The sequence below is a fragment of the Bacillus sp. MD-5 genome, assembly GCF_002201875.1.
Taxonomy (GTDB): domain Bacteria; phylum Bacillota; class Bacilli; order Bacillales; family Bacillaceae; genus Bacillus; species Bacillus stercoris.
In genome coordinates this window covers 2,804,450-2,829,615 of the sequence record NZ_CP021911.1, presented here as the reverse complement: position 1 = coordinate 2,829,615, position 25,166 = coordinate 2,804,450, and the positions used below count along the sequence as shown (strand labels likewise).

Below are 25,166 nucleotides of genomic sequence, written 5' to 3'. Positions count from 1 at the left end.
ATGAATCAATGGATGGAACTCGCAGACCGGGTGCTGACTGGAGCAGAAGTGACAGACGAAGAGGCGCTTTCAATATTAAATTGTCCGGATGAAGATATTTTGCTATTAATGCACGGGGCTTTTCACATCAGAAAACACTTTTACGGAAAAAAAGTAAAGCTCAATATGATTATGAATGCGAAATCAGGGCTCTGCCCGGAAAACTGCGGCTATTGTTCACAGTCTGCCATTTCGAAAGCGCCAATTGAGTCTTACCGGATGGTGAATAAGGAAACGCTGCTTGAAGGCGCAAAGCGGGCGCACGATCTGAATATCGGCACATATTGTATCGTGGCAAGCGGCAGAGGGCCGTCCAACAGAGAAGTAGATCAGGTCGTAGATGCGGTACAGGAAATTAAAGAGACGTATGGATTGAAGGTTTGTGCATGCCTCGGACTGTTAAAGCCAGAGCAGGCGAAGCGGCTCAAAGATGCAGGAGTAGACCGTTATAATCATAATTTGAATACCTCGCAGAGAAACCATTCAAACATCACGACCTCACATACATACGATGACAGAGTCAATACGGTTGAAATCGCCAAAGAATCGGGACTGTCTCCGTGTTCAGGCGCCATTATCGGAATGAAGGAGACAAAACAGGATGTCATTGACATCGCCAAAAGCTTAAAGGCTCTTGACGCGGATTCCATTCCGGTGAATTTTTTGCATGCGATTGATGGCACGCCATTAGAAGGCGTCAACGAATTAAACCCGCTGTATTGTTTAAAAGTGCTGGCGCTGTTCCGTTTTATTAATCCATCAAAAGAAATTCGCATTTCCGGAGGAAGAGAGGTCAATCTCCGCTCATTGCAGCCATTAGGGCTTTACGCCGCAAACTCCATTTTTGTCGGAGACTACTTAACAACTGCCGGGCAAGAGGAGACAGAGGATCATAAAATGCTGAGTGATTTAGGCTTTGAAGTTGAATCAGTCGAAGAAATGAAGGCCAGTTTAAGCGCGAAAAGCTGAAAGAATCAATAAAAGCAATCGGTGTGATGTCGATTGCTTTTATTTTTGAACAGAAAGGAGAAGGTCACATGACAATTGCATCTTTACATGCATCTTCTGAGTTTTTGAAAAATCCATATCCTTTTTACGACACATTGCGAGCTGTTCATCCTATATATAAAGGGAGTTTCTTTAAATATCCGGGCTGGTATGTCACGGGATATGAAGAAACGGCAGCTATTTTGAAAGATGCGAGATTCAAAGTCCGCACACCGCTGCCTGAAAGATCAGCCAAATATCAGGACCTTACACATGTGCAAAATCAAATGATGCTGTTTCAGAATCAGCCTGATCATCGACGATTGCGGACGCTTGCCAGCGGAGCGTTTGCGCCGCGAACAACAGAGTGTTATCAGCCGTACATCATTGAAGCTGTTCACCAGTTGCTCGATCAGGTGCAAGGTGAAAAAAAGATGGAGGTCATTTCGGACTTTGCTTTTCCTTTAGCAAGCTTCGTCATCGCTAACATTATAGGTGTGCCGGAGGAAGATCGGGAGCAATTAAAGGAATGGGCTGCGAGTCTCATTCAAACGATTGATTTTACCCGGTCAAGAAAGGGATTAACAGAGGGCAATCATATTGCTGTACAGGCTATGGCATATTTCAGAGAGCTGATTCAAAAGAGAAAACACCACCCTCAACAGGATATGATCAGCATGCTCTTGAAGGGAGAAGAAAAGGATAAGCTGACGGAAGAGGAAGCAGCATCTACGTGCATATTGCTGGCGATCGCCGGACATGAGACAACGGTCAATCTCATCAGCAATTCAGTCCTTTGTCTGCTGCAGCACCCAGAACAGCTTTTGAAACTGAGAGAAAATCCAGATCTTATTGGTACAGCAGTCGAGGAATCTCTGCGATATGAAAGCCCCACGCAAATGACAGCCAGAGTTGCGGCAGAGGATATTGACATCAGCGGGGTGACAATCCGTCAAGGAGAACAAGTCTATCTTTTGTTAGGGGCGGCTAATCGAGATCCAAGCATATTCACACGCCCCGATGTCTTCGATATTACGAGAAGCCCTAATCCGCATCTTTCATTCGGACATGGCCATCATGTTTGCTTAGGGTCCTCGTTGGCACGATTAGAAGCGCAAATTGCGATTAACACCCTTCTGCAGCGAATGCCCAGCCTGAAGCTCGCAGATTCTGAATGGCGATATCGGCCGCTTTTTGGATTTCGGGCGCTTGAAGAGCTGCGGGTGATTTTTGAATAAACCAAAGCATGTGAGTGCCAAAAAAAGTGTCAGCCCCGCCGAAAATGGGCAATCTATAAAAAAGGGGAGTGAACACAGTGAAAAAAGTGCTGATTGCCGGCGGAAATGGTGTGATAGGGAGACTGCTTGCTGAAGGGCTTATTTCAGATTATGAAGTGACAGTGCTTGATAAAGACCATTTCGATGGCACAGCCTCTTTCATTCAGGCTGACGCCGCAAATTACGAGGATCTCTTGAAGAAGATTCCGAAAGATACCGATGTGATCTTAAATTTACTGGCTGTCAAAATTAAATACGATGTCATGGACATCGCTGAGTTTGAAAAAATGACGGATGTTTTCTATAGGGCAAGCTATTATCTGTGCCGCGCGGCAGCAGAGCTCGGCATTCAAAAGCTCGTGTTCGCCAGCAGCAATCATGTCACAGATGTATACGAAAAAGACGGGCACTCGCTCTTAGGACGGGAAATCACAACAAGCGATTATCCGCTGTCAAAAAACTTGTACGGTGTATTAAAGCTGACGTCTGAACAGATCGGCCATTTGTTTTATTTGGAAAAAAAGCTTTCAGTGATCAACCTTCGAATCGGAACAGTCGTCACAGATGAAATGGATACGCTGCATGAAAAAGAACGGACGAAAAAGACACTGCTTTCTCACCCTGATCTGCTGTCAATTTTTAAAGCCGCCATTGAAACCAATATCCGGTACGGCACTTATTACGCCGTCTCTGATAATCCGGGCCGGCCATGGTCCATTGAATCTGCTGTCAATGAACTTGGTTTTTCGCCACAAATCAATACGGCCGAGCTTCTGAGCGAGGAGGAAAACGGAGCATAATCATTTTCTAAGATTATGCTCTTTTTCTTTTGTCATTGGCTTTCATGTGCGGGATTCCCCACCCGGTCTGGGGCTCTGTTCAAATGATTATAGACATGGCAATTACTGATTTGCTACATTTTAGACACGATATCGTCACATGCTGCAGCTTGTTTAGGAAAGAATGATAACGCTTACAAAAGAGAGGTGGGAGCTATCGCACATTCACTGAAAAGTCGCTTGTTTGATATGTTGATTTACGGGTTTTTGCTGATGTTCGCTTTAATATGCGTACTGCCGTTCATTCATGTCATCGCAGCATCCTTCGCCACAGTAGAAGAAGTTGTGTCGAAAACATTTATTTTAATACCGACCACTTTTTCGCTAGATGCTTATCGCTACATTTTTTCAACAGATATTATTTATAAGAGTTTGCTTGTTTCTGTGTTTGTGACAGTGATAGGTACTGCAGTCAGCATGTTTTTATCTTCACTGATGGCTTACGGGTTATCCCGCCGTGAATTAATCGGACGGCAGCCGCTCATGTTTCTTGTTGTATTTACGATGCTGTTCAGCGGCGGCATGATTCCGACTTTTCTTGTGGTCAAATCGCTTGGATTGCTCGATTCTTACTGGGCGCTCATTTTGCCGACAGCCATTAATGCTTTCAACCTGATCATTCTGAAAAACTTCTTTCAAAATATCCCGGCAAGCCTGGAAGAGTCCGCGAAAATCGATGGGTGCAATGACCTGGGCATTTTCTTTAAAATCGTGCTGCCGCTGTCTCTGCCTGCGATCGCAACGATTTCATTGTTTTATGCGGTCACGTATTGGAACACGTATATGACAGCGATTTTGTACTTAAATGATTCAGCAAAATGGCCGATTCAGGTGCTTCTGCGCCAAATCGTCATTGTATCAAGCGGCATGCAGGGGGATATGTCAGAGATGGGTTCGGGCAGCCCGCCGCCTGAGCAAACGATTAAAATGGCGGTCATAGTGGTGGCGACCATCCCGGTTCTGCTTGTCTATCCGTTTATACAAAAGCATTTTGCAAAAGGAGCTTTACTGGGATCTGTTAAAGGATAAAAAATATGAAACGGAGGGGTACGATGGGAAACAAATGGAGGGTGCTTTTCATGGTGCTTGTACTGGCACTCGGCGGAGTGCTGGCGGGCTGTAAAGGGGCTGAACAGTCTGCGGCTGAAGGCAAGGCTGACTCGGATTCAAAGGTAAAGCTGTCTTGGATGGCGATTTTGTATCACCAGCAGCCGCCGAAAGACAGGGCGATTAAAGAAATTGAAAAGCTGACAAATACAGAACTCGACATCACCTGGGTTCCAGACGCGGTGAAAGAAGACAGGCTGAATGCGGCGCTTGCAGCCGGCAATCTTCCGCAAATCGTGACCATCCAGGATATTAAAAATTCGTCAGTCATGAATGCCTTCCGGTCAGGAATGTTCTGGGAAATCGGCGATTATATCAAGGATTATCCTAACTTAAACAAAATGAACAAACTCATTAATAAAAACGTAACCATCGATGGCAAGCTCTACGGGATATACAGAGAGCGTCCGCTTTCAAGACAGGGGATCGTCATTCGGAAGGACTGGCTGGACAATTTGAATTTGAAAACGCCGGAAACGCTAGATGAGCTTTATGAAGTGGCCAAAGCATTTACGGAGGACGACCCGGACAAGGATGGGAAAGATGATACGTTCGGGCTGGCAGACCGTAATGACCTGATTTACGGCGCGTTTAAAACGATTGGCTCGTATGAAGGCATGCCGACAGATTGGAAGGAATCAGGCGGCAAATTCACTCCTGATTTCATGACACAGGAATATAAAGACACGATGAACTATATGAAAAAGCTGCGTGATAAGGGGTATATGAATAAGGATTTTCCCGTCACAAGCAAAACCCAGCAGCAGGAGCTTTTTTCTCAAGGAAAAGCCGGCATTTATATTGGCAATATGGTAGATGCCGTCAATCTGCGCGACCATGCTTCTGATAAATCGATGAAGCTTGAGATCATCAACCGCATAAAAGGCTCAGATGGGAAAGAGCGGGTATGGGCATCAGGAGGCCATAACGGCGTGTTTGCTTTCCCGAAAACGAGTGTGAAAACGGAAGCTGAGCTTAAACGGATCTTGGCGTTTTTTGACCGAATTGCCGAAGAAGACGTCTATAGCCTGATGACTTATGGCATCGACGGCGTGCACTACAACAAAGGAGAGGACAAAACGTTCACACGCAAAGAAAGCCAGGTAAAAGACTGGCAGACTGATATTCAGCCGCTGTCCGCCTTAATAGCCATTGATAAAGCCTACTTAAAAAATACTGGAGATCCGCTTCGGACGGCGTATGAGGAGCTGACTGAGGACAATGAAAAGATCATCGTCTCAAATCCTGCTGAAAGCCTGTATTCCGCGGCGGAGTCGGAACGGGGGGACGAACTGAAGAAAATCATTGATGATGCGACCTATAAATATATGATTGGCGACATCACAGAAAGCCAGTTCGATAAAGAAGTAGAAAAATGGGAGTCAAGCGGAGGAAAACAAATTATTCAGGAATACGAAGAAGCGTTTAAACAAACAAAATAACACTGGAAAAACCCAAAACCGCTTGCGTGTTTTGGGTTTTTTACATGCTTTTTTTTTGCTGGCGGTAGTTTCCCGGTGTAATCCCCTCCAGCTTTTTAAATGACCTGATAAAATTTTGCGAGTTTTTATATTTTAGTTTTTCCGCAATGTCTTTGACCGCCATGTCGGTTTCGGCAAGCCAGCTTTTCGCCATATGATGTCGGTAGCTTGAGACATACTCGCTGAATGAAATACCCATTTCTTTTTTGAAAATGCTGCTTAAATAGTTTGGGTTGTAATGGAGCCTGCGTGCGATTTCATCCAGTGTCAACTCAGATTCAAACTCATGGTGGATGATATGAATGATGTTGTCGGAAATATTTTTGTACTGGGCATCCGCGCGGGCGTTCACTTTGTCTGTCATCGGGTCAATAAACTCATTTTTGAGCCAGTTTTCGGTATCCTCGAACGTTTTCAGCTCGAAAATCTGGTCATACAGCATTTTGTTTTCTTCAAGCTCAAACAATTCGATCCCGAGCACATGCATCAGCTCAATCACATGGTTCAAAAAGCGCGCGATGGCGATCTGAAATTGGTACGGGTTAGTGTTCTGGGTGAAAATGGCTTGCAAAATCGCGTGCAGGCATTTGTCCGCTTTCTCCTTGTCTCCTGCTTTGACAGCATCGAACAGCTCATGCTGAAGCTGCTTGGGAAAATGGGTTTTGAAGGTTTTTTTCTGGTCTAAGTCTTCATAAAAGATAATCGATTTGTTTTCTGCTTTAAGCCGGTATTTCAACGCCTCCGAACCTTCAGCGTAGGCTGTTTTCGCCTTTGTCAGCGCATCAAACGGCTGGCTGATTCCGATGCTGACAGACAGATGCAGCTCAGCTTCCGCTTTTTCCTGAATCATCCTTGCAGTCTCATTCAACTCGGCCATGAATTCCTCCTTTGTCCCGCTTTGATTGATCAAAATCGTTGCCTGCTGTTTGTCCACCACGGCGGGGGCAAGATGTTTGTCCGTCGGGATGCTGCGCTCAATCAGGCTGTTGACGGCAAACAAAAGCAGATCCATATCTTTTTTCTCGTAAGGTGTATGATTCAGTGTGTCAATTTGGAGCACAAGCAGGGCAAGGTGCCGCCAATTTTGCTTTAAGCCGAGGCTTTCAAAGCGGTTATTAACCTCCTCATCCGTCAGTTTTCCGAGCATAAGCCTGACCATAAAATATTGCTGCAGGTGAGTGGCTTGCTGCTTCATCGTTTCTTCAAGGTCATCATTTCTGTCCTTCAGCTGCTTAAAGCTCTGTTCAATTAACTCAAATTCATTTTGAGGCGGCTGTTTTTCTTGTATGGCACCATGCCTTGCGAATGATTCGTAAAGCACCCTGATCGGCTTGTAAAAATGGCGGGAACCCAGCCAAGAAAACAGTAATGAAAGCGTTAACAAAATAAGGCATACTGTAAAAGTGATCCAGCCGATTGACTTGGCTTCTTTTTTTAGCTCAGGCAGGGAAACGAGAGAAAAATAAGTCCACGTGTTATAATCGGATTTTTGATAGGTGACTTTATACTGAATCCGGTCAATAACTGTTTCAAACTGACCGCTATTAGCGGTTTGCGCCAGCATTTTTTGGACAAAACCGTCGTTATGAAGAGATTCTCCGACGTCAGACATATTGTTATGCAGGATGATGCGGCCTTTTTCATCCATGATAAACAGGTTGTTGGCGTTAGAATAGTCGGGCATATTTTTGACAAGCGAACAGCTCGGGATGCTTGCGGCGGCTAATCCTTTTGTATTTGTGCTGTTCAAAGGCAGCTGCTTAATTAAATTGATATTGTAACGGCAGTTTTCTGATGTGCCTTCTTTTGTGGAAATCAAATGATTGTTTTCCTCAAGTGTCCAATATGAGCGGCTCGCTTTGTGTTTCGTGTATGCTGAGGCTGCTTCATGAAGAGTGTCTGTGTTTAAGCGGTACAAACCGGAATTGTTCATATACCATTTTTTCGTTAAACTGACTAACGTCAGATTGGACAGGTCGGTATCAAAGCTTTGCAGATAATTGAGCTCTTGGTTCACTTGGTTATAGATTTGAAATTGGTCAGAGTGCAAAGACTCGGACAATGTGCGAAGGAGAGGCGGCGAACTCACATAGTGGGTCAAAGAGTGATCAACGGTTTTCAAGATATGCTCGATGCTTTGCTGGGTCTGCTGGAGTGTGTCGAATTTTTCCTCCGAAACGTTGGAAATAGCCGTTTTCTGAGAGTGCTCGTACGAAAACAATCCGACCAAAATAACCGGAATGGTGCTGAGCAGGCAGAAAAACGTGATCAGCTTGTAGTAAAACTTGTATTGGCTTCTTTTCATAAAACCCCCCATTTCCTAAATCCACTTCACTTTAATACAATTAATCCAAAGATTGATAGATATTGTCAATAATCATTTTCTAATATCGGTGTCTTTATTTCAGGTGGAACTGCTGAACCATTGATCATAAAGGGATAAAACAGGATGTGATCATATGATTGTAGACGGACTTTTGCCTGCTGAGCTACAGTGAATGCAAGAACCTGTGAAAGGAGGCTTGAAAAAAATGAAAACAGCAGAAGCGCAAGCGCCGGCTGTTGATGCAGTCATTTTTAAAAAAGAAAAAAGAAAGCGCTTACTAAGTAAACTGATCCAGCAAAAATATTTGTACTTGATGATTTTGCCTGGGTGTATTTATTTTTTGCTTTTTAAGTATGTTCCGATGTGGGGGATTGTGATTGCATTTCAGGATTATCAGCCATTCCTCGGCATTTTGGGCAGTGAGTGGGTCGGTCTGAAGCATTTTATCAGGCTGTTTACTGAGCCTACATTTTTTCTCTTGTTAAAAAATACGCTCGTGTTATTTGCGTTGAACCTGGCCATATTTTTCCCGGTGCCGATTTTGCTGGCGCTTCTATTGAACGAAGTGCGGATTGCTCTCTTTAAAAAATTTGTTCAGACGCTGATTTATATCCCGCATTTTATGTCTTGGGTCATTGTGGTATCGCTGTCGTTTGTGCTTTTAACGGTAGACGGAGGCTTGATTAATGAACTGATTGTGTTTTTTGGCGGTGAAAAAATCAATTTTCTGCTGAACGAAGAATGGTTCAGGCCCCTGTATATTCTTCAGGTTATCTGGAGGGAAGCTGGATGGTCGACGATCATTTATCTGGCGGCCATTACAGCGGTTGACCCTCAGCTGTATGAAGCGGCGAAAATGGACGGAGCGGGACGGCTGCGGCAAATGTGGCATATTACGCTGCCCGCCATTAAAAGCGTTATCGTCGTTTTGCTGATTTTGAAAATCGGAGACACGCTGGAGCTTGGCTTCGAGCATGTGTATTTGCTGTTAAATGCAACGAATAGGGAAGTAGCGGAAATTTTTGATACGTATGTTTATACTGCCGGGCTGAAACAGGGCCAATTCAGCTACAGTACAGCAGTCGGCGTATTTAAAGCGGCAGTCGGGCTGATTTTGGTCATGCTTGCGAATCGTTTGGCGAAGAAATTTGGCGAGGAAGGAATTTATTAGGGAAGGGATGGGATCAATGGATCAATCAATCGCTGTAAAATCGCCTCTTACGTACGCGGAGGCATTGGCAAATACGATTATGAACACGTACACAGTCGAGGAGCTGCCGCCTGCAAACCGCTGGCATTACCATCAAGGCGTTTTCTTATGCGGTGTATTGCGGTTATGGAAAGCAACCGGAGAAAAGCGGTATTTTGAGTATGCGAAGGCTTATGCAGATCTCTTAATCGATGATTATGGCAATCTATTATTTAGGAGAGATGAGCTGGACGCTATTCAAGCGGGTCTCATTCTTTTTCCATTATACGAGCAGACGAAGGATGAGCGGTATGTCAAAGCGGCAAAAAGGCTCCGCGGCTTATATGGAACATTGAACCGGACGTCTGAGGATGGTTTTTGGCACAAAGACGGTTATCCTTACCAAATGTGGCTTGACGGTTTATACATGGGGGGGCCGTTCGCACTGAAATACGCGAATCTGAAGCAAGAGCCGGAGCTATTTGATCAGGTCGTGCTGCAGGAGTCATTGATGAGAAAGCATACGAAGGATTCAAAAACCGGACTCTTTTATCACGCCTGGGATGAAGCGAAAAAAATGCCTTGGGCCAATGAAGAGACAGGCTGTTCACCGGAATTTTGGGCACGTTCCATCGGCTGGTACGTCATGTCACTTGCTGACATGATTGAAGAGCTGCCGAAGAAGCATCCAAACCGTCATGTGTGGAAAAACACGCTGCAGGACATGATGGAAAGCATCTGCCGCTATCAAGACAAGGAGACAGGGCTATGGTATCAGATCATTGATAAGGGAGACAGGTCTGATAACTGGCTGGAAAGCTCAGGGTCCTGCCTGTACATGTACGCACTTGCGAAAGGAATCAATAAAGGCTATCTAGACAGAGCTTACGAAACAACACTACTAAAAGCGTATCAAGGCTTGATTCAGCATAAAACCGAAACAACAGAAGACGGAGCGTTTCTTGTCAAAGACATATGTGTCGGAACATCAGCCGGCTTCTATGACTATTATGTCAGCCGCGAAAGAAGCACAAACGATCTGCACGGAGCCGGCGCGTTTATTTTGGCCATGACAGAGCTGGAGCCTCTATTTAGGTCAGCGGGGAAATGACAAAAAGGATACGTACGGCTTTGTGGGTAATCGTCTTAGTGCTCTTTTTGGCATCATGCTCAAGCAGGCCGGACGGAATGCATGTCATTCTCTTTTCTGATATGAAGGCTGGCGTACAGGAAAACATAAAAATGGCCGCTGGGCAGAATGCCGGGAAGGTCGATATCTTTCCAGCTTTTCAGGAAAAACTGCTGACTGAAATTACCGCCCATGAGGGAGATGTTTTCATCGTGCCTGAAGACATGTTTCAGGCTTACGATGATCCAGAAAATTTTCAGCCGTTAAACGGATTGTCTCCTGAAAAAACATCTCCTTATACAACGGTTAATAAAAAAACAGGAGAGAAAACAATCTATGCCGTTCAGATCGAAAAAGGGGAAAAACAGCTGAACGGCTATTCTTTTCGATTGAATCGCGATATGGCGGCGTTTATCCCTGTGTATGCTGAAAAAACAGAGGAAGCGCTGCAGCTGATTTCCCAACTAACTGAAGCCCGATAGAGGTGAGAACATTGAAGAACATCGTCATTTGCGGAGTGAGCAGCAGAGCTCTCAGTATGTTTATCAAGCCGCTGATGGAGCGGTTTTCAACTCATTATGAGATTACCGGATTGCTGGATGCCGATCCGAAACGTTTTGCCGTTTGCAAGGAGAAATTTCCCGAGCTGGCCCACGTGCCCGAGTTTAACGAAGATGCTTTTGACGAGATGATGCGCGTGTCAAAGCCTGATATCGTCATTGTAGCAGGCAGGGACGATACGCATGTCACATATATTGTAAAAAGCCTTCAGTGGAATACAGATGTGATTACTGAAAAACCAATGGTGACGACAGTGCAGGATGCGAATCGGGTGCTTGAAGCGGAGGCCAAAAGCGAAGGAAAAGTCACCGTCGCGTTTAACTATCGCTACAGCCCGTTTCATCGGAAAATAAAAGAAATGATTCTGGAAGGAAAAATAGGCAGGGTCACTTCCGTTGATTTAAATTGGTATATTGATACGTATCATGGCGCCAGTTATTTTAAACGCTGGAACAGGTCGCGACCGCTTTCCGGGGGTCTTTCGGTCCATAAATCAACGCATCATTTCGATCTCGTCAATTGGTGGCTCGGGCAAAATCCGGAGGAGGTGTTTGCTTACGGCGCCTTGAATTACTATGGGCCGGACAGTGAGTGGAACCCCTTGCCGGAAGAAGACGGGCGTTTTTGCGGGACATGCCGGGTCAAAGAAAAGTGCCATTACTATTCTAGGTGGCATCCCCGTTCCTCCAAAGCTTCTGTAAAGGATGATCATCTCCAAGCAGGAGACCAGTCCAGCTTATATACTGCATACAGGCCTGACGCGTGTATTTTTGACGAAGAAATTGACATCGAGGATACGTACGTGGCGACAGTCAAATATGATGGCGGTGCACTATTAAGCTATTCGATTTTATTTTCGGCCCCGTATGAAGGCTACCGGCTGACGATCAACGGCACAAAAGGGCGGATCGAATCAAATGAATTTCACGAACCTTCCAGAATTCCGTTTGCTTTTCCTGAGCAGACAATCGAATACTATCCGTTTTTTGAATCAAAGCAGACGATACAAGTGGTTAAAAATGAGGGAGGGCATGGCGGAGGCGATCCGCTTTTGCTTGAGGATCTTTTTTTAGGGAAAGACCCGCTTCGCCGCTATGATATTTTAGCCGGGGCTGAAGCCGGAGCCTACTCCATCGCGGTTGGTGAGGGAATGTGGCGCTCGGTTGCCGAAAAGAGGCCAATTGGGATTAAAGAGCTTTTTCAGATGCAGAATGTATAGTGCAAAAAGGAGGGACCTCCATGGAACATGATGTTTCACTGGGGCGGATGCTGCGCTTTTGCGAATGGATCATGAGATTCGCGTATACAAACTTGCTGTGGCTGTTGTTTGTATTGCTCGGTCTCGGTGTGTTTGGCATCATGCCCGCGACCGCGGCTTTATTCGCTGTCATGCGGAAGTGGATTCAAGGGCAGGACAACGTTTCGGTGCTCAAAACGTTTTGGCGGGAATACAAGGCTGAGTTTTTTCGTTCAAATCTGATTGGCGCTGTATTGGCGATCATCGGATTGATTATTTATATCGATTTGGCCTTTATTTATCCGAGCCATTTCCTTCTGCATGTTCTGCGCTTCGCCATTATGATATTTGGCTTTTTGTTCGTATCCATGCTTTTTTATGTGTTTCCGCTGCTTGTCCATTTTGACTGGAAAAAACGTCTGTACGTGAAGTTTTCGCTCTTGCTCAGTGTAGCATATTTGCAATATACGCTTGCGATGCTTGCGCTGACTGTGGCTCTCTTTTTCTTGCTTGCGTACTTGCCCGGCATTGTCCCTTTTTTCAGCGTCAGCCTGATCAGCTACTGCCATATGCGAATGGTTTATGCTGTACTGTTGAAAGTGGAGAACCAAGACGGTGTGCCGCAGAAGAAACACCATACAAAGAAAGCTTTTTATCCGGAGATGAGGTGATCATTATTTCTCTATCATAACGCTGTTCCAAACGGAATAGATTGATAGAGAAAGGAGAGCGGATAAGATGCTGAAGGTGGCAGTATTTGATGAAGAACATGAAAAAGACTTACAGACGGAAATCAATTCATTTTTAAAAGGGATATCGGAGGAGCAGCTGATTGATATCAAATATACGGTTTCGGCGGCGTGCGACCCAGACGGTGAGCAGCTTTACTGTTTTTCCGCCCTTATTCTATACCGCAAATAAAAAAAGATCTTCCCGCGTGCGCGGAAAGATCTTTTTTGTTAATATGCCTTTTTCACTCTTGGACTTCTCGGTTTGTCGATTTTCTCCGCTCTTTTGATCTCTCTTCGTTCTTTTGAGAGCGATTTATAGAGAGCGGCAATCATCAGCAGGATGACGATAGAAAACGGCAGCGCTGCCAGAATGGCTGTGTTTTGCAAAGCGGAAAGACCGCCGGAATACAAGAGGACAGCAGCCATGGCAGATTGAATGATGCCCCAGCTGAATTTTACTGAATTGGCTGGGTTCAATGAGCCGTAGGTCGTCTGCATGCCGAGCACAAATGTTGCAGAGTCAGCAGACGTAATAAAGAATACAGCGATCAGGATCAGTGACAAAATAGATGTCACCATCGCCAGCGGATAATGGTCAAGTGTTCCAAACAGCATCGTTTCCGTAGACAGCTTCGCTACATTGAATGTGCCGTTCTGCTGAAGATCCATAGCCGATACGCCAAAGATAGAGAACCATAGGAACGCGAGAATACATGGTGTTACCAAGACACCGATCAAAAATTCACGGATCGTCCGTCCCCTGGATACCCGGGCGATGAAAATGCCGACAAATGGAGACCAGGAAATCCACCATGCCCAATAGAAAATCGTCCAGCCGTTAATCCATTCGCGTTTTTCAGGATCGTACGGTGTCAGTCTGAAGCTCATTTGCACGATGTTTTGAATATACTGTCCGATAGAATCTGTAAATGAGTTCATAATCAGTACGGTAGGCCCGACAAACAGCACAAACAGCATTAACAGTCCAGCTAATACCATATTGGTGTTGCTCAAATACTTAATGCCTTTTCCAAGTCCGCTCCACGCAGAAATCAAGAAAAGCACAGTAACAATGGCAATCAAAATAAATTGAACGAGAAAGTTATTTGGGATGCCAAATAAGTAACTCAATCCGCCGTTAATTTGAGTCGCCCCGATACCAAGGCTTGTGGCTACTCCGACGACTGTGGCAAAAACAGCAATACAGTCAATTAATTTGCCGATCGGACCGTTAACTTTATCGCCTAGAATCGGTGACAGCGTGCTGCTGATTAATCCTGGAGCGCCTTTTCGGAATTGGAAATAGGCAATGCATAATGCCACGACGGCATAAATGGCCCAAGCGTGCAGACCCCAGTGGAAAAACGTATAGCGGAGTGCATCTCTAAAGGCTTGGGGGGTTTCTGTTTCACCTGATGGAGAGCTAATTGCGTAATGGCTGATCGGTTCAGCCGCACCGTAGAATACCAAGCCGATTCCCATGCCTGCGCTGAACAGCATGGCGAACCATGATAATAACCCGAATTCCGGTTTTTCATCGGGTCTTCCTAGTTTAATTTTGCCGATCGGGCTGAAAATCAAAAAGAGACAGAACCCGACAAACAATGAGACAACTAAAAGATAATACCAACCAAACGTATTGGTGATAAACGCTTGTGCGGATTGGGATACGTTTTGCAGGCTGTCTGGAGAAACAACGCCCCATAATACAGCAGCAGCTGTGATCACAATCACAATCCAAAATACACTAGATATATTTTTCAAATATTCTCACCCTCTAAATTTTTTGTGTACGCCTATATCTGCTCGCAGGCTTAGTATGGTCGTACGCTGGCAGATCATTCCTCTCTTAAAATTACCCCGCAATCAGGTGAAACAAAACAAGTCTCACCCTACCATGAATGCGGAGAATTTTCAAATGTTCAGCGTTTTGTAAAAATTTGAAAAGGCTGGTCAGGAGCGGGAAAAGCGACCGGCATTGAGCCCCGCAAGCCTTCCTGTTACTAGGGCGGAGGTGATATTGTATCCTCCTGTGTAGCCGTGGATATCCAGAATTTCTCCGCAAAAGTAAAGCCCCTCCATTTTTTTAGAGGCCATCTTTTTCGGGTCGATTTCTTTTACAGATACCCCGCCTCCCGTGACAAATGCCTTATCAAGCGACAGTGTGCCATTTGCGAGAACAGTAAACTGCTTGCAGTCCTTTACAAATTGTCTGAAAGGGTCCCTTGGCAGCTCAGAAAACGATACGTTCGGAGAGATGCCGTTTTTTTCGAGCAGAAATAGGAGGTAGCGCTCCTGCATCCAGGGTTTCAGTACGTTTTTAATGGCTTTTTTCGGTGCTTCCTTCAGTTCTTTAAACATCTTTTGGAAAAGCGTTTCTTCATTGATATCCGGATATAAGTCAATTCTGATCGGAACTTGGGGCTGTTTTTTCAGCTCTTTCACGACAAATTGGCTGCATCTGAGAATGGCAGGGCCTGAGAGGCCGAAATGGGTAAACAGCATGTCCATTTTATGTGTGATGATTGGTTTGCCTTTTTTATTTAACACACTGACGGCTACATCTCTTAGTGATAAGCCCTGAAGTGTTTTTTGCTTAATGAACGGTTCGCCAGAAGTGACGGGTACCTCTGTCGGAAACAGCTCTGTTATGGTATGGCCTGCGGCTTCAGCCCATTCATAGCCGTCTCCCGTGCTTCCGGTATGAGGCACACTTTTGCCGCCGACAGCGATAATGACAGCCTGGCTATGGATCATTTCGCCATTATTCGTCACAATCCCTGCCGCCTGTCCATCTTTATATATAACAGATTTAATTTTCTCGTTCGTTCTGATTGTTACACGGAGCTGCTTCAGCCTGTTTAACAGCGCGTCAACAACGCTTTGGGCTTTGTCGGTCACAGGAAACATTCTGCCGTGATCCTCTTCCTTTAATTGAATGCCAAGGTTTTCAAAAAACTTGATAATATCTTCATTATTAAATTCAGAAAACGCGCTGTATAAAAAACGCCCGTTGCCGGGGATGTGCTTAATAATTTCTTCCACAGGAAGGCGGTTTGTCACATTGCAGCGGCCGCCCCCGGAAATCGCGAGTTTCCGCCCTAATTTATTTCCTTTATCTATCAGCAAAACGCCAGCGCCCTGCTCCCCTGCTGCAATCGCAGCCATCAAGCCTGAAGGGCCGCCGCCAATTACGATTACGTCATATTGTTTCATCTTTATCATCAACTTTCTTTTCGTTTCGTATGCGGACATCCCGTCCGCAGTACTATTATAGCGAAAGAAAGCCGCTCCTTAAACGTCTTTTGCAGCGGATACGAATGTTCACAGGATTGCTTTTGTATTTATTACCGTCTAAATGCCCAGTTGTGGTAAAATAGAAAAGTTGAATCTTCGTAGAAAATGGTGATGAAGAAACATGTCAAGCAAACTGTTAAGAGGCACGTTTGTGTTAACGCTCGGTACATATATATCGCGAATTCTGGGAATGGTCTATTTAATTCCCTTCAGCATTATGGTCGGGGCGACAGGCGGTGCATTATTTCAATACGGATACAACCAATACACTTTATTTTTGAATATTGCTACGATGGGCTTTCCGGCCGCTGTTTCTAAATTTGTGTCCAAATATAATTCCAAAGGGGATTATGAGACAAGCAGAAAAATGCTCAAGGCGGGCATGTCGGTTATGCTCGTTACAGGAATGATTGCCTTTTTTATTCTGTATCTATCCGCTCCGATGTTTGCGGAAATATCGCTGGGAGGCAAGGATAATAACGGCCTGACAATTGATCATGTCGTTTATGTCATCCGCATGGTCAGCTTAGCGCTTTTGGTCGTACCGATTATGAGCCTTGTCCGCGGATTCTTTCAAGGGCACCAAATGATGGGTCCGACAGCTGTTTCCCAAGTCGTTGAACAGATTGTCCGCATCATCTTTTTATTGAGTGCGACATACCTGATTTTGAAGGTTTTCAATGGCGGCCTTGTCATCGCTGTCGGCTATGCGACCTTCGCAGCGCTGATCGGTGCCTTCGGAGGGCTGGTCGTGCTGTATATTTATTGGAACAAACGGAAGGGCAGCCTGCTGGCGATGATGCCGAATACGGGTCCGACAGCAAACTTAAGCTACAAGAAAATGTTTTTCGAGCTGTTCAGCTATGCTGCTCCGTACGTTTTTGTCGGACTAGCCATCCCTTTGTATAACTATATTGATACAAATACGTTTAACAAAGCGATGATTGAAGCCGGCCATCAAGCCATCAGCCAGGACATGCTGGCGATTCTAACCCTGTATGTGCAGAAGCTCGTGATGATCCCGGTTTCCCTTGCAACAGCTTTCGGACTGACATTAATTCCAACGATTACTGAATCGTTTACAAGCGCAAACTATAAGCTGTTAAATCAGCAGATTAACCAAACGATGCAGACGATCCTGTTTTTAATTATTCCGGCTGTTGTCGGGATCTCTCTATTGTCAGGACCGACGTATACGTTCTTTTACGGGTCAGAGAGCCTTCATCCTGAACTGGGAGCAAACATTCTGCTTTGGTATTCGCCAGTCGCGATTTTGTTCTCTTTGTTTACGGTCAATGCAGCCATTCTGCAGGGCATCAATAAACAAAAATTTGCGGTTGTCAGCCTTGTGATCGGTGTCGTGATCAAGCTTGTGCTGAATGTTCCGCTAATCAAGCTGATGCAGGCTGACGGAGCGATTTTAGCGACGGCTCTTGGATATATCGCTTCACTTTTATATGGATTTATCATGATTAAGCGCCATGCAGGCTATTCGTATAAGATACTGGTTAAACGAACTGTTTTGATGCTGGTCTTATCAGCTATTATGGGTATTGCCGTGAAAATCGTACAGTGGGTATTAAGCTTCTTTATTTCCTATCAGGATGGCCAACTGCAAGCTGCGATTGTTGTGGTAATTGCGGCTGCTGTTGGCGGTGCTGTTTACCTGTATTGCGGCTACCGGTTAGGATTTTTGCAGAAAATTTTAGGCCGCCGTTTGCCGGGTTTCTTAAAGAAAGGCAGACATGCGGGCTGATGAACAAGATATGATGAAACAGAGGGCTCGCATGCTGCGGGCTTTCTTTTATAAAGGAGAGATGAGAAATGAGACTTGATAAGCTGCTTGCCAACAGCGGGTATGGTTCCAGAAAAGAAGTCAAAGCCGTTGTGAAGGCGGGAGCCGTTATGATCGACGGCAAACCGGCCAAAGATGTAAAGGCGCACGTTGATCCTGATACACAGGAGGTTACCGTATACGGGGAACCGGTTGATTACCGCGAGTTCATTTATCTTATGATGAATAAACCGCAAGGCGTGCTGTCGGCGACCGAGGACAGCCGGCAGCAAACGGTGATCGATCTGCTGACGCCGGAGGAGATGAGATTTGAGCCATTTCCCGCCGGCAGGCTTGATAAAGATACAGAGGGCTTTTTGCTGCTCACAAATGATGGCCAGCTCGCACATCGGCTCCTTTCTCCTAAAAAGCATGTTCCAAAAACGTATGAAGTCCATTTAAAATCACAGATTTCACCGGAAAACATTTCCGATTTGGAAACGGGTGTCTACATAGAAGGCGGCTATAAAACAAAGCCGGCAAAAGCGGAAATCAAAACAAACGACAATGGCAATACTGTGATATACCTGACAATTACCGAAGGAAAATACCATCAGGTCAAGCAGATGGCAAAGGCTGTCGGCAATGAAGTGGTTTATCTGAAGCGGCTTTCGATGGGGCGCGTCTCCCTGGATCCCGCTCTGGCACCCGGAGAATACCGGGAGCTTACGGAGGAAGAACTTCATTGGCTCAATGAAACGCAAGCATGAAAAAACCCCGCATACGAATGCGGGGTTTTATTTATAAGCACACAAAAACAAGGCTCGGAAGTTTCTTCGCCCTGTATCTATCAGGCCGCTCACAGGCGGCCCTATGTAATTTTTCAATTTATGAGGTAATCTTTACTTTCTTTCTCGTTGTCTCCCACTTGCCACGGCTTGGACTATGAACAAGATCATTATATGCCAACACATTTAAGTCTCTTTGAATCGTTCTAGGTGTAATGCCGAATTCGTCAACCAGTTCCTGCGTTGTCACAAGACCTTTTTCTTGGATAAACATGTAAACTGATTTGATTCGAGTTAGCATACGGTTTGTTGAAGGTTTCAAAAAACCACTCCCTATCATAAGATCGGATGGACTTGACTAACCACAACTCACGACTATCAACTGCGTACGAAATAGCAACAAAGGCAGACATCTGTAATTGTTAAAATAATTCGCCCTCATTATACACGATATTGCAGCAATGAATCTAGGGATAACTCCTATTAATTTTTTCCAATTCTCGTTGGGCAGCCATCCTTGTTGGATTACTATGTATTTCGGCTCAATATTATTATGCTTAAAGAAACTTTTTTTATTCTGTTTCGTAGTAAATTTTGGAGGTGGGTGAGTTTGACAAATTTACTTGAAACTTCAATAGAACACGCGGGGTATACAAGCCGTAAAAAAGTGCTCACCGATATTTTTCTGGAAGTCGGAAAAGGGGAGCTGGTCGGGCTGATCGGTGCTAACGGCGCCGGAAAAAGCACCGCAATGAAGGCGATACTCGGCCTCTCAGAAGATTTTAAAGGGCAAATTGCCTGGAACGGCTGTTCATTTGCATATATTCCGGAGCATCCGTCCTTCTACGAAGAACTGACGCTGTGGGAGCATTTGGATCTGATCAGCACACTCCACGGCATTGAAGAGAGTGAATTTGCACAACGGGCCCAAAACCTGCTGCAGACATTTTCGCTTGATCATGTCAGGCATGAGCTGCCTGTCACCTTTTCAAAAGGCATGCAGCAAAAACTGATGCTTATCCAGGCTTTTCTCTCTAAGCCTGATATCTATGTGATTGATGAACCGTTTATCGGGCTTGATCCGATATCGACGAAACGTTTTGTGGACATGCTTAAAGCTGAAAAAGAACGGGGAGCCGGCATTCTCATGTGTACACACGTGCTCGATACCGCGGAAAAGATCTGTGACCGGTTTTACATGATTGAAAAAGGTTCTTTATTTCTCCAAGGCACGTTAAAAGATATTCAGGACAAGACCGGATTAGAGGGGCAGTCATTGCTTGACTGTTTTTATAAGGCAGTTCAAGGTGATCGGCCATGAACGGGCGTACGCTCTTTGTTCGGAGGCTGTTTGACTATTACAGGTATCAGTTTAAGGTATTGCATGCCGTTATTGACTGGACAGTCGCTCTCTATATCGTTTTGCCGGCTTTTGCTTTTGTCGTCTATCAGTATATTGATTTGATGAACGGAAGAGGCCTTCTTTATGAGTGGTCTGAAGTGGCGGAATGGAGATGGCTGTATGCTGTGTGTGTGCTGATCATGTTTACAGGCTCGATTCGCACATTTTTAATGGAAGCGGACAAAGTGTTTTTGCTGCAAAAGAAAGAAATAATCTATCAGTTAAAACGGTATGCGCTTTTGTATTCTTTTTTGGTCACGCTGGCCAAATGGCTGTTGCTCTTTTTCGTTGTTTTTCCTTTAATCCGTCATTCTGTTCACATCACATTCGCAGAAAGCACTGCTCTATTGTGTTATTTGTTTGGCCTTCATACATTCTTTTTATCCTTAAAGCAAGACAGGATCAGAAAGCCGCGCTCCATTTCGAGATGGATTGGCGATATCTTTGTCAGAGCTATTCTTTTTGCTGGTTCTGCTGTCCTGATTGTTTTGACTGAGTGGCACTTGCTTGCGCTTTTAGGCATATTATTTTTGCTTTTTTCAGCCGTCCGCAGTTTGAAAAAGACAGCCACGTTTACGGCTTTTGAAGCTGAGGTGACTGAAGAGAAAAAAAGAAGGCTTGCCCTTGCAGGACTTGTGATGATGATGAGCCAGGAGGCGGGAATGCCGAAAGTAAAAGACAGGATGAGAAGAAAACCGTTATTATACCGCAATTCAAAAAGGATATTTAAAAGGCGAACGATCTGCACTGGCTATAAGGAATTGTTTTTCAAAGTCATGCTGAGGAATGGCGAGTATATGAGGGAAATGTACATGCTTTTGTCGGCCTTTACGATTTTGATTTTTGTCTCCCCGATTTGGCTGAAGGTGATAGCGCTTCTGGTTTATACAGGTGTTTGCCGTTATATCCTGACGCTTATTTTTGATAAGGTCATGGATGCCCCTTTTTTAATTGGAACCGATATGGAAAGTGATGAATATTACCGGGCCAGAAAAAGCTGTATCAACACTCTGCACTATGCGTTTGCCGCCTGCTGTTTTTTTGCGGCCGCCGTCTCTTTATTATTGACATAAAAAACCCAAACGACTGAGCGTTTGGGTTTTCTTTATTTTTTATAAAATAAACAGCTGGATGAAAAACAGTATGGCGAAAACGATAACGAGCGGATGAATCTCTCTCCATTTTCCCCGTGCCGCTTTTACAATCGGATACGAAATAAAGCCAAGGGCGATTCCTGTAGAAATGCTTGATGTCAAAGGCATAGCCAAAATGACGAGAAACGCTGGGAATGCTTCATCCATCTCTTTCCAGTTCATATTGGAAACTGAGCCCATCATCAGACTGCCTACAATAATCAAAGCAGGCGAGGTGATGGCAGCTATGCCGGACAAGGCGCTGACAAGCGGACTGAAAAACATTGATGCCGCAAACATCACCGCCACAGTCAAAGCTGTAAGCCCCGTTCTTCCCCCAGCTGCGACGCCTGCGGAAGATTCGATAAATGCCGTCGTCGGGCTTGTGCCGAACACAGCTCCTACTGTCGTCGCGGTTGAATCAGCAAGCAGCGCTTTTCGCACGTTCGGCAGCTTATTGTTTTTCATGAGCCCTGCTTGCTCTGCTACTCCGATCATTGTGCCTGTCGTATCAAAAATGGTGACCAATAGAAAAGAAAAGACGACAGCGTACAGGCCGTGATGAATGACGTCGCCAAAAGCGGTAAATGGATTTGAGATCATCAATCCTTCCGGCAAATGAGGAAACGACATAAATCCCTTTGAAAAATGAAGCTGTCCGGTAAAAAAGGCGATCAAAGCGGTAGCTGCCATTCCGATAAATAAAGCGCCGCTTACATTCAGCACCATCAGGACCACGCTGATCAAAAGGCCGACGAGTGTTAAAATGACACCCGGTGAATGCAGATTGCCGAGAGTAACCAGGTTTGATTCATCAGCTGCCACAATTCCCGCTTGACGCAAACCGATAAAAGCAATAAACAGCCCGATCCCTGTTGTGATCCCGTATTTTAAATTGTTTGGAATCGCTTCTATAAGTTGTTTTCTTAAAGGCGTTAACGATAGAATAATGAAGAGAACCCCTGCTGTAAATACTGCGCTGAAAGCTGTTGCGTATGTGATGCCGCCATCGCTTGCGCTTACGACATGAAAGGCTAAATATGCGTTCAAGCCCATGCCGGGCGCAATAGCAATCGGATAATTTGCTGCCAGGGCCATCCACAGCGTTCCGACAATGGAGGCAATGATCGTTGCGGTGAAAACCTGGTCGAAAGGAACCCCGGCGTTAGCCAAAATGACCGGATTGACCACGACGATATAGACCATTGTGAAAAAGGTCGTCAGCCCTGCTATGATTTCTTGCTTTATGGATGTTTGCTGCTCTTTTAGATGAAACATAGTATCCTCCAATTACGAACGTTTTAACAAAACACCATTAATATTATTCGTTTTATTTGGTTTTTGCAAGTCATTTCTTGCGGAAAGGGGATCATTATGAACTGGGAAGTTGAAGTGATCAGAAGAAAAGAGGATTTAATTCGTGATACGCAGGAATTCTTGAGAATCAACAGTGTCATGGACGAAACAACCGCCGGACCGGGCAAACCGTTTGGAGAAGGGGTAAACGCCAGCCTGACTTCACTGCTGGAGCTTGGAGAAAAAGAAGGCTTTACAACAAAAAATCTTGATGGCTTCGCAGGTCATATTGAATGGGGCGAGGGCGATGACATTGTCGGCGTACTTTGCCATGTTGACGTCGTGCCGCCGGGAGACGGGTGGACGAGTGATCCGTTTTCAGCTGAAATCCGTAATGGGCGGATTTATGCAAGAGGCGCCATTGATGATAAAGGCCCGACAATGGCAGCATTCTACGCGCTGAAAATCGTAAAAGACATGAATTTGCCGCTGTCCAAGCGAGTCAGAATGATTATCGGAACAGATGAAGAAAGCGATTGGAGATGCGTAGAGCATTACTTCAAGCATGAAGAAATGCCAACACTTGGCTTTGCGCCTGACGCCGATTTTCCGATTATTAACGCGGAAAAAGGGATTATCGATGCTTCTTTACTTATCCCGCATGTCTCAAACCAAGCCGAGCCAAAGGCAGTGCTTGTCTCGTTTCAGTCAGGCCTCCGTTTGAACATGGTGCCTGACGCTGCTGAAGCCGTCATTGAAGGGCCGAAAAAAGAAGAGATTCTGTCTTCATTTAAAGACATGCTCCGCACGACGGATCAAAAAGGAGGAGCTGAAATAGAGAACGGACAGCTCATTTTGCGTATGTACGGGCTTTCCTGCCATGCGATGGAACCGAACAATGGGATCAATGCCGGCATTTTATTGTGCGAATTTCTGCAGCAGACTGAGCTTGACGATGCAGGCCTGCGGTTTGTGCAAGTGGTGACAGACAAATTCTCAGGTGATACAAGAGGAAAGAAACTGAACATCGACTGTGAGGATGAAATCAGCGGTGAGCTGACATTAAACGTCGGAACACTGCGCTATAAAGAAGGGCAAGGAGGCGAGCTCGGGATCAATATCCGCTATCCTGTGACAGCAGAAAGCAAAGCAATCCGGGATGCATTCGAAAGCGCAACTGAATTTGAGCTGGGCGAATTCAAAGACAGCAAGCCGCATCACGTGTCAGCAGATCATCCGCTAGTCAAAACCCTGCAAAAGGTTTATGAAGGCCAGCTGGGTAAAAAAGCTGACTTAATCTCAATCGGCGGAGGGACGTATGCCAGATCGCTAAAAGCCGGTGTCGCCTTCGGCCCGCTGTTCCCCGGACGCCCTGACAGCGCACATCAAAAGGATGAATATATTGAAATTGATGACCTTCTTAGATCGACAGCATTATATGCGCAGGCCATTTACGAGCTTGCAAAATAAAAGGACCGGCTTCTGCTGAAGCCAGTCCTTTTTTTAAATAAATGACCATAAATCAGTTGATAAGTACCGTTCTCCTGTATCGGCTGTCATGCAGACGACAACTTTGTCAGGAGAGAGGCGTTTCGCTGTTTCGATTGCCGCGAAGCAGGCAGCGCCTGATGAAGGGCCGACAAGAATTCCTTCTTCAGCAGCAAGCCGTTTTGTCGTTGTATATGCGTCTTCATCAGAGATTTTGATAATTTCATCATAAACGTTTTCATTTAAAATCGGCGGTATAAAGCCTGGGCTCGTTCCTACAAGTTTATGCGCTCCGGGTTTTCCGCCGGATAATACAGGCGAACCCGCTGGCTCAACAACATGAACCGTGATATCCGGAAAAAGCTCTTTGAGCGCCTCACCTGTTCCGGTAATGGTTCCGCCCGTTCCAGAAGAGGCTACAAAAGCGCCGAGCGGTTTTCCAATTTCCTCTATAGCCCGGGCAATTTCAGGCGCCGTTGTTTTCCGGTGCGCATCAGGATTGGCAGTGTTATCGAACTGCATTGGAATATAGCTGTTCGGAATTTGTTCGGCAAGCTCCTTCGCTTTTTTAATGCTGCCCGGCATTCTTTCCTCTCCGGGAGTTAATACAACCTCTGCGCCGTAAGCTTTAAGCAGGTTGATCCGTTCCTTCGTCATCGTATCAGGCATGACTAAGATTGCTTTATATCCGCGTGCTGCCGCATTCATAGCGAGCCCGATTCCGGTATTTCCGCTTGTCGGCTCTATAATAACTGATCCCGGCTTTAGCAAACCGTTTTGTTCAGCTTCTATGATCATTTGATAAGCTGCTCTGTCTTTCACACTGCCGCTCGGATTGAAAAATTCAAGCTTTAAATAGACTTGTGCCGCATTTTCCGGCTGAAGCCGATTCAATCTCACTAGCGGTGTATCTCCTATCAGATCAGCTGTGTTTTCAACGATTTTCAACATTGTCATTCCTTTCTGAATAAAACAAGTGTCATATAATATCCTAACATAATAAACGTTTGTGCGAGAGTGTTTTCATACGCTGTTCCTCTATCCGCACAGCCTCTTTATTGATAAAATAATAGCTATTAAAGAAG

The 25,166-nt window shown here is 45.3% G+C and carries 22 protein-coding genes; 16 read left to right on the top strand and 6 right to left on the bottom strand.

What is annotated here, in order from left to right; genetic code table 11:
- The 5 genes from bioB (at position 1) to CDO84_RS14265 (ending at position 5,691) form a co-directional block, all read left to right on the top strand.
- On the top strand, positions 1-1,008 hold the full coding sequence (gene bioB, locus CDO84_RS14285) for a biotin synthase BioB (RefSeq protein WP_040082087.1): 1,008 nt from the start codon (positions 1-3) through the stop codon (positions 1,006-1,008).
- Positions 1,009-1,076: 68 nt separating this feature from the next.
- Positions 1,077-2,264 (top strand): biotin biosynthesis cytochrome P450, encoded by a 1,188-nt coding sequence (locus CDO84_RS14280; RefSeq protein WP_040082089.1) that lies wholly within the window; start codon positions 1,077-1,079, stop codon positions 2,262-2,264.
- 77 nt (positions 2,265-2,341) lie between these two features.
- Entirely contained in the window at positions 2,342-3,103 is a 762-nt protein-coding gene (locus CDO84_RS14275) for an NAD-dependent epimerase/dehydratase family protein (protein WP_014665045.1), read from the top strand.
- A gap of 207 nt (positions 3,104-3,310) precedes the next feature.
- Positions 3,311-4,171, top strand: a complete 861-nt coding sequence (locus CDO84_RS14270) for a carbohydrate ABC transporter permease (protein ID WP_080478349.1) — start codon at positions 3,311-3,313, stop codon at positions 4,169-4,171.
- A 23-nt stretch (positions 4,172-4,194) separates the two neighbouring features.
- The gene (locus tag CDO84_RS14265; RefSeq protein WP_040082092.1) at positions 4,195-5,691 is read left to right on the top strand and encodes an extracellular solute-binding protein; all 1,497 of its coding nucleotides are present in this window, start codon (positions 4,195-4,197) and stop codon (positions 5,689-5,691) included.
- A 40-nt stretch (positions 5,692-5,731) separates the two neighbouring features.
- Here CDO84_RS14265 and CDO84_RS14260 read toward each other — a convergent pair whose 3' ends face one another.
- The gene (locus tag CDO84_RS14260; RefSeq protein ID WP_052438137.1) at positions 5,732-8,047 is read right to left on the bottom strand and encodes a helix-turn-helix domain-containing protein; all 2,316 of its coding nucleotides are present in this window, start codon (positions 8,045-8,047) and stop codon (positions 5,732-5,734) included.
- Positions 8,048-8,261: 214 nt separating this feature from the next.
- Here CDO84_RS14260 and rmgP point away from each other — a divergent pair, with 214 nt between their 5' ends.
- The 6 genes from rmgP (at position 8,262) to CDO84_RS14230 (ending at position 13,093) form a co-directional block, all read left to right on the top strand.
- The gene (gene rmgP, locus CDO84_RS14255; protein ID WP_014665041.1) at positions 8,262-9,227 is read left to right on the top strand and encodes a polygalacturonan/rhamnogalacturonan ABC transporter permease; all 966 of its coding nucleotides are present in this window, start codon (positions 8,262-8,264) and stop codon (positions 9,225-9,227) included.
- Between the two features lie 7 nt (positions 9,228-9,234).
- Positions 9,235-10,356: an unsaturated rhamnogalacturonyl hydrolase gene (gene rmgQ, locus CDO84_RS14250; protein WP_156122881.1), complete on the top strand. Its 1,122-nt coding sequence runs from the start codon at positions 9,235-9,237 to the stop codon at positions 10,354-10,356.
- The gene (rmgS, locus tag CDO84_RS14245) at positions 10,353-10,856 is read left to right on the top strand and encodes a rhamnogalaturonan transport/degradation protein RmgS (protein ID WP_082032953.1); all 504 of its coding nucleotides are present in this window, start codon (positions 10,353-10,355) and stop codon (positions 10,854-10,856) included. The genes rmgQ and rmgS overlap by 4 nt, the downstream gene beginning before the upstream one ends.
- A gap of 11 nt (positions 10,857-10,867) precedes the next feature.
- Positions 10,868-12,154 carry a Gfo/Idh/MocA family protein gene (locus CDO84_RS14240; RefSeq protein ID WP_040082098.1) on the top strand — a complete coding sequence of 429 codons (1,287 nt, stop codon included), beginning with the start codon at positions 10,868-10,870 and terminating at the stop codon, positions 12,152-12,154.
- Positions 12,155-12,174: 20 nt separating this feature from the next.
- On the top strand, positions 12,175-12,843 hold the full coding sequence (locus CDO84_RS14235; protein ID WP_040082099.1) for a YesL family protein: 669 nt from the start codon (positions 12,175-12,177) through the stop codon (positions 12,841-12,843).
- Positions 12,844-12,910: 67 nt separating this feature from the next.
- Positions 12,911-13,093, top strand: a complete 183-nt coding sequence (locus tag CDO84_RS14230; protein ID WP_003223398.1) for a sporulation protein Cse60 — start codon at positions 12,911-12,913, stop codon at positions 13,091-13,093.
- Positions 13,094-13,131: 38 nt separating this feature from the next.
- Here the strand turns inward: CDO84_RS14230 and opuD are convergent, their stop codons facing one another.
- Positions 13,132-14,667, bottom strand: a complete 1,536-nt coding sequence (gene opuD / locus CDO84_RS14225) for a glycine betaine transporter OpuD (protein WP_014665036.1) — start codon at positions 14,665-14,667, stop codon at positions 13,132-13,134.
- 189 nt (positions 14,668-14,856) lie between these two features.
- Positions 14,857-16,119, bottom strand: coding sequence for a BaiN/RdsA family NAD(P)/FAD-dependent oxidoreductase (locus tag CDO84_RS14220; protein WP_040082530.1), 1,263 nt, complete (start codon positions 16,117-16,119; stop codon positions 14,857-14,859).
- 202 nt (positions 16,120-16,321) lie between these two features.
- Between CDO84_RS14220 and murJ the strand changes: the two genes are divergently transcribed.
- Together murJ and CDO84_RS14210 are read left to right on the top strand one after the other, a co-directional pair.
- Positions 16,322-17,956, top strand: coding sequence for a lipid II flippase MurJ (murJ, locus tag CDO84_RS14215; RefSeq protein ID WP_040082102.1), 1,635 nt, complete (start codon positions 16,322-16,324; stop codon positions 17,954-17,956).
- Between the two features lie 68 nt (positions 17,957-18,024).
- Positions 18,025-18,744, top strand: a complete 720-nt coding sequence (locus CDO84_RS14210; RefSeq protein ID WP_040082103.1) for a pseudouridine synthase — start codon at positions 18,025-18,027, stop codon at positions 18,742-18,744.
- A gap of 118 nt (positions 18,745-18,862) precedes the next feature.
- Here CDO84_RS14210 and CDO84_RS14205 read toward each other — a convergent pair whose 3' ends face one another.
- Positions 18,863-19,084 (bottom strand): DeoR family transcriptional regulator, encoded by a 222-nt coding sequence (locus CDO84_RS14205; protein ID WP_003152337.1) that lies wholly within the window; start codon positions 19,082-19,084, stop codon positions 18,863-18,865.
- A 288-nt stretch (positions 19,085-19,372) separates the two neighbouring features.
- On the opposite strand from CDO84_RS14205, the gene CDO84_RS14200 reads away from it, so the two are divergent.
- Positions 19,373-20,083, top strand: coding sequence for an ABC transporter ATP-binding protein (locus CDO84_RS14200; RefSeq protein WP_040082104.1), 711 nt, complete (start codon positions 19,373-19,375; stop codon positions 20,081-20,083).
- Positions 20,080-21,237, top strand: coding sequence for an ABC transporter permease (locus CDO84_RS14195; RefSeq protein ID WP_040082105.1), 1,158 nt, complete (start codon positions 20,080-20,082; stop codon positions 21,235-21,237). Before CDO84_RS14200 ends, CDO84_RS14195 begins: the two co-directional genes overlap by 4 nt.
- A 39-nt stretch (positions 21,238-21,276) precedes the next feature.
- On the opposite strand, the gene pbuO is transcribed toward CDO84_RS14195, so the two are convergent.
- Positions 21,277-22,575: a hypoxanthine/guanine permease PbuO gene (gene pbuO, locus CDO84_RS14190; RefSeq protein ID WP_014665030.1), complete on the bottom strand. Its 1,299-nt coding sequence runs from the start codon at positions 22,573-22,575 to the stop codon at positions 21,277-21,279.
- Positions 22,576-22,671: 96 nt separating this feature from the next.
- Here pbuO and pepV point away from each other — a divergent pair, with 96 nt between their 5' ends.
- Positions 22,672-24,063 carry a dipeptidase PepV gene (gene pepV / locus CDO84_RS14185; protein ID WP_040082107.1) on the top strand — a complete coding sequence of 464 codons (1,392 nt, stop codon included), beginning with the start codon at positions 22,672-22,674 and terminating at the stop codon, positions 24,061-24,063.
- A 33-nt stretch (positions 24,064-24,096) separates the two neighbouring features.
- Here pepV and cysK read toward each other — a convergent pair whose 3' ends face one another.
- Positions 24,097-25,032 carry a cysteine synthase A gene (cysK, locus tag CDO84_RS14180; RefSeq protein ID WP_040082108.1) on the bottom strand — a complete coding sequence of 312 codons (936 nt, stop codon included), beginning with the start codon at positions 25,030-25,032 and terminating at the stop codon, positions 24,097-24,099.
- Positions 25,033-25,166 lie beyond the last annotated feature (134 nt).

What these genes read in the sequence shown, in the direction of transcription:
- bioB (WP_040082087.1), top strand. Translation starts at nt 1, where the DNA reads ATGAATCAATGGATGGAACTCGCAGACCGGGTGCTGACTGGAGCAGAA.
- CDO84_RS14280 (WP_040082089.1), top strand. Translation starts at nt 1,077, where the DNA reads ATGACAATTGCATCTTTACATGCATCTTCTGAGTTTTTGAAAAATCCA.
- CDO84_RS14265 (WP_040082092.1), top strand. Translation starts at nt 4,195, where the DNA reads ATGGGAAACAAATGGAGGGTGCTTTTCATGGTGCTTGTACTGGCACTC.
- CDO84_RS14260 (WP_052438137.1), bottom strand. Translation starts at nt 8,047, where the DNA reads ATGGGGGGTTTTATGAAAAGAAGCCAATACAAGTTTTACTACAAGCTG.
- rmgP (WP_014665041.1), top strand. Translation starts at nt 8,262, where the DNA reads ATGAAAACAGCAGAAGCGCAAGCGCCGGCTGTTGATGCAGTCATTTTT.
- rmgQ (WP_156122881.1), top strand. Translation starts at nt 9,235, where the DNA reads ATGGGATCAATGGATCAATCAATCGCTGTAAAATCGCCTCTTACGTAC.
- rmgS (WP_082032953.1), top strand. Translation starts at nt 10,353, where the DNA reads ATGACAAAAAGGATACGTACGGCTTTGTGGGTAATCGTCTTAGTGCTC.
- CDO84_RS14235 (WP_040082099.1), top strand. Translation starts at nt 12,175, where the DNA reads ATGGAACATGATGTTTCACTGGGGCGGATGCTGCGCTTTTGCGAATGG.
- CDO84_RS14230 (WP_003223398.1), top strand. Translation starts at nt 12,911, where the DNA reads ATGCTGAAGGTGGCAGTATTTGATGAAGAACATGAAAAAGACTTACAG.
- CDO84_RS14220 (WP_040082530.1), bottom strand. Translation starts at nt 16,119, where the DNA reads ATGAAACAATATGACGTAATCGTAATTGGCGGCGGCCCTTCAGGCTTG.
- murJ (WP_040082102.1), top strand. Translation starts at nt 16,322, where the DNA reads ATGTCAAGCAAACTGTTAAGAGGCACGTTTGTGTTAACGCTCGGTACA.
- CDO84_RS14210 (WP_040082103.1), top strand. Translation starts at nt 18,025, where the DNA reads ATGAGACTTGATAAGCTGCTTGCCAACAGCGGGTATGGTTCCAGAAAA.
- CDO84_RS14195 (WP_040082105.1), top strand. Translation starts at nt 20,080, where the DNA reads ATGAACGGGCGTACGCTCTTTGTTCGGAGGCTGTTTGACTATTACAGG.
- pbuO (WP_014665030.1), bottom strand. Translation starts at nt 22,575, where the DNA reads ATGTTTCATCTAAAAGAGCAGCAAACATCCATAAAGCAAGAAATCATA.
- pepV (WP_040082107.1), top strand. Translation starts at nt 22,672, where the DNA reads ATGAACTGGGAAGTTGAAGTGATCAGAAGAAAAGAGGATTTAATTCGT.
- cysK (WP_040082108.1), bottom strand. Translation starts at nt 25,032, where the DNA reads ATGTTGAAAATCGTTGAAAACACAGCTGATCTGATAGGAGATACACCG.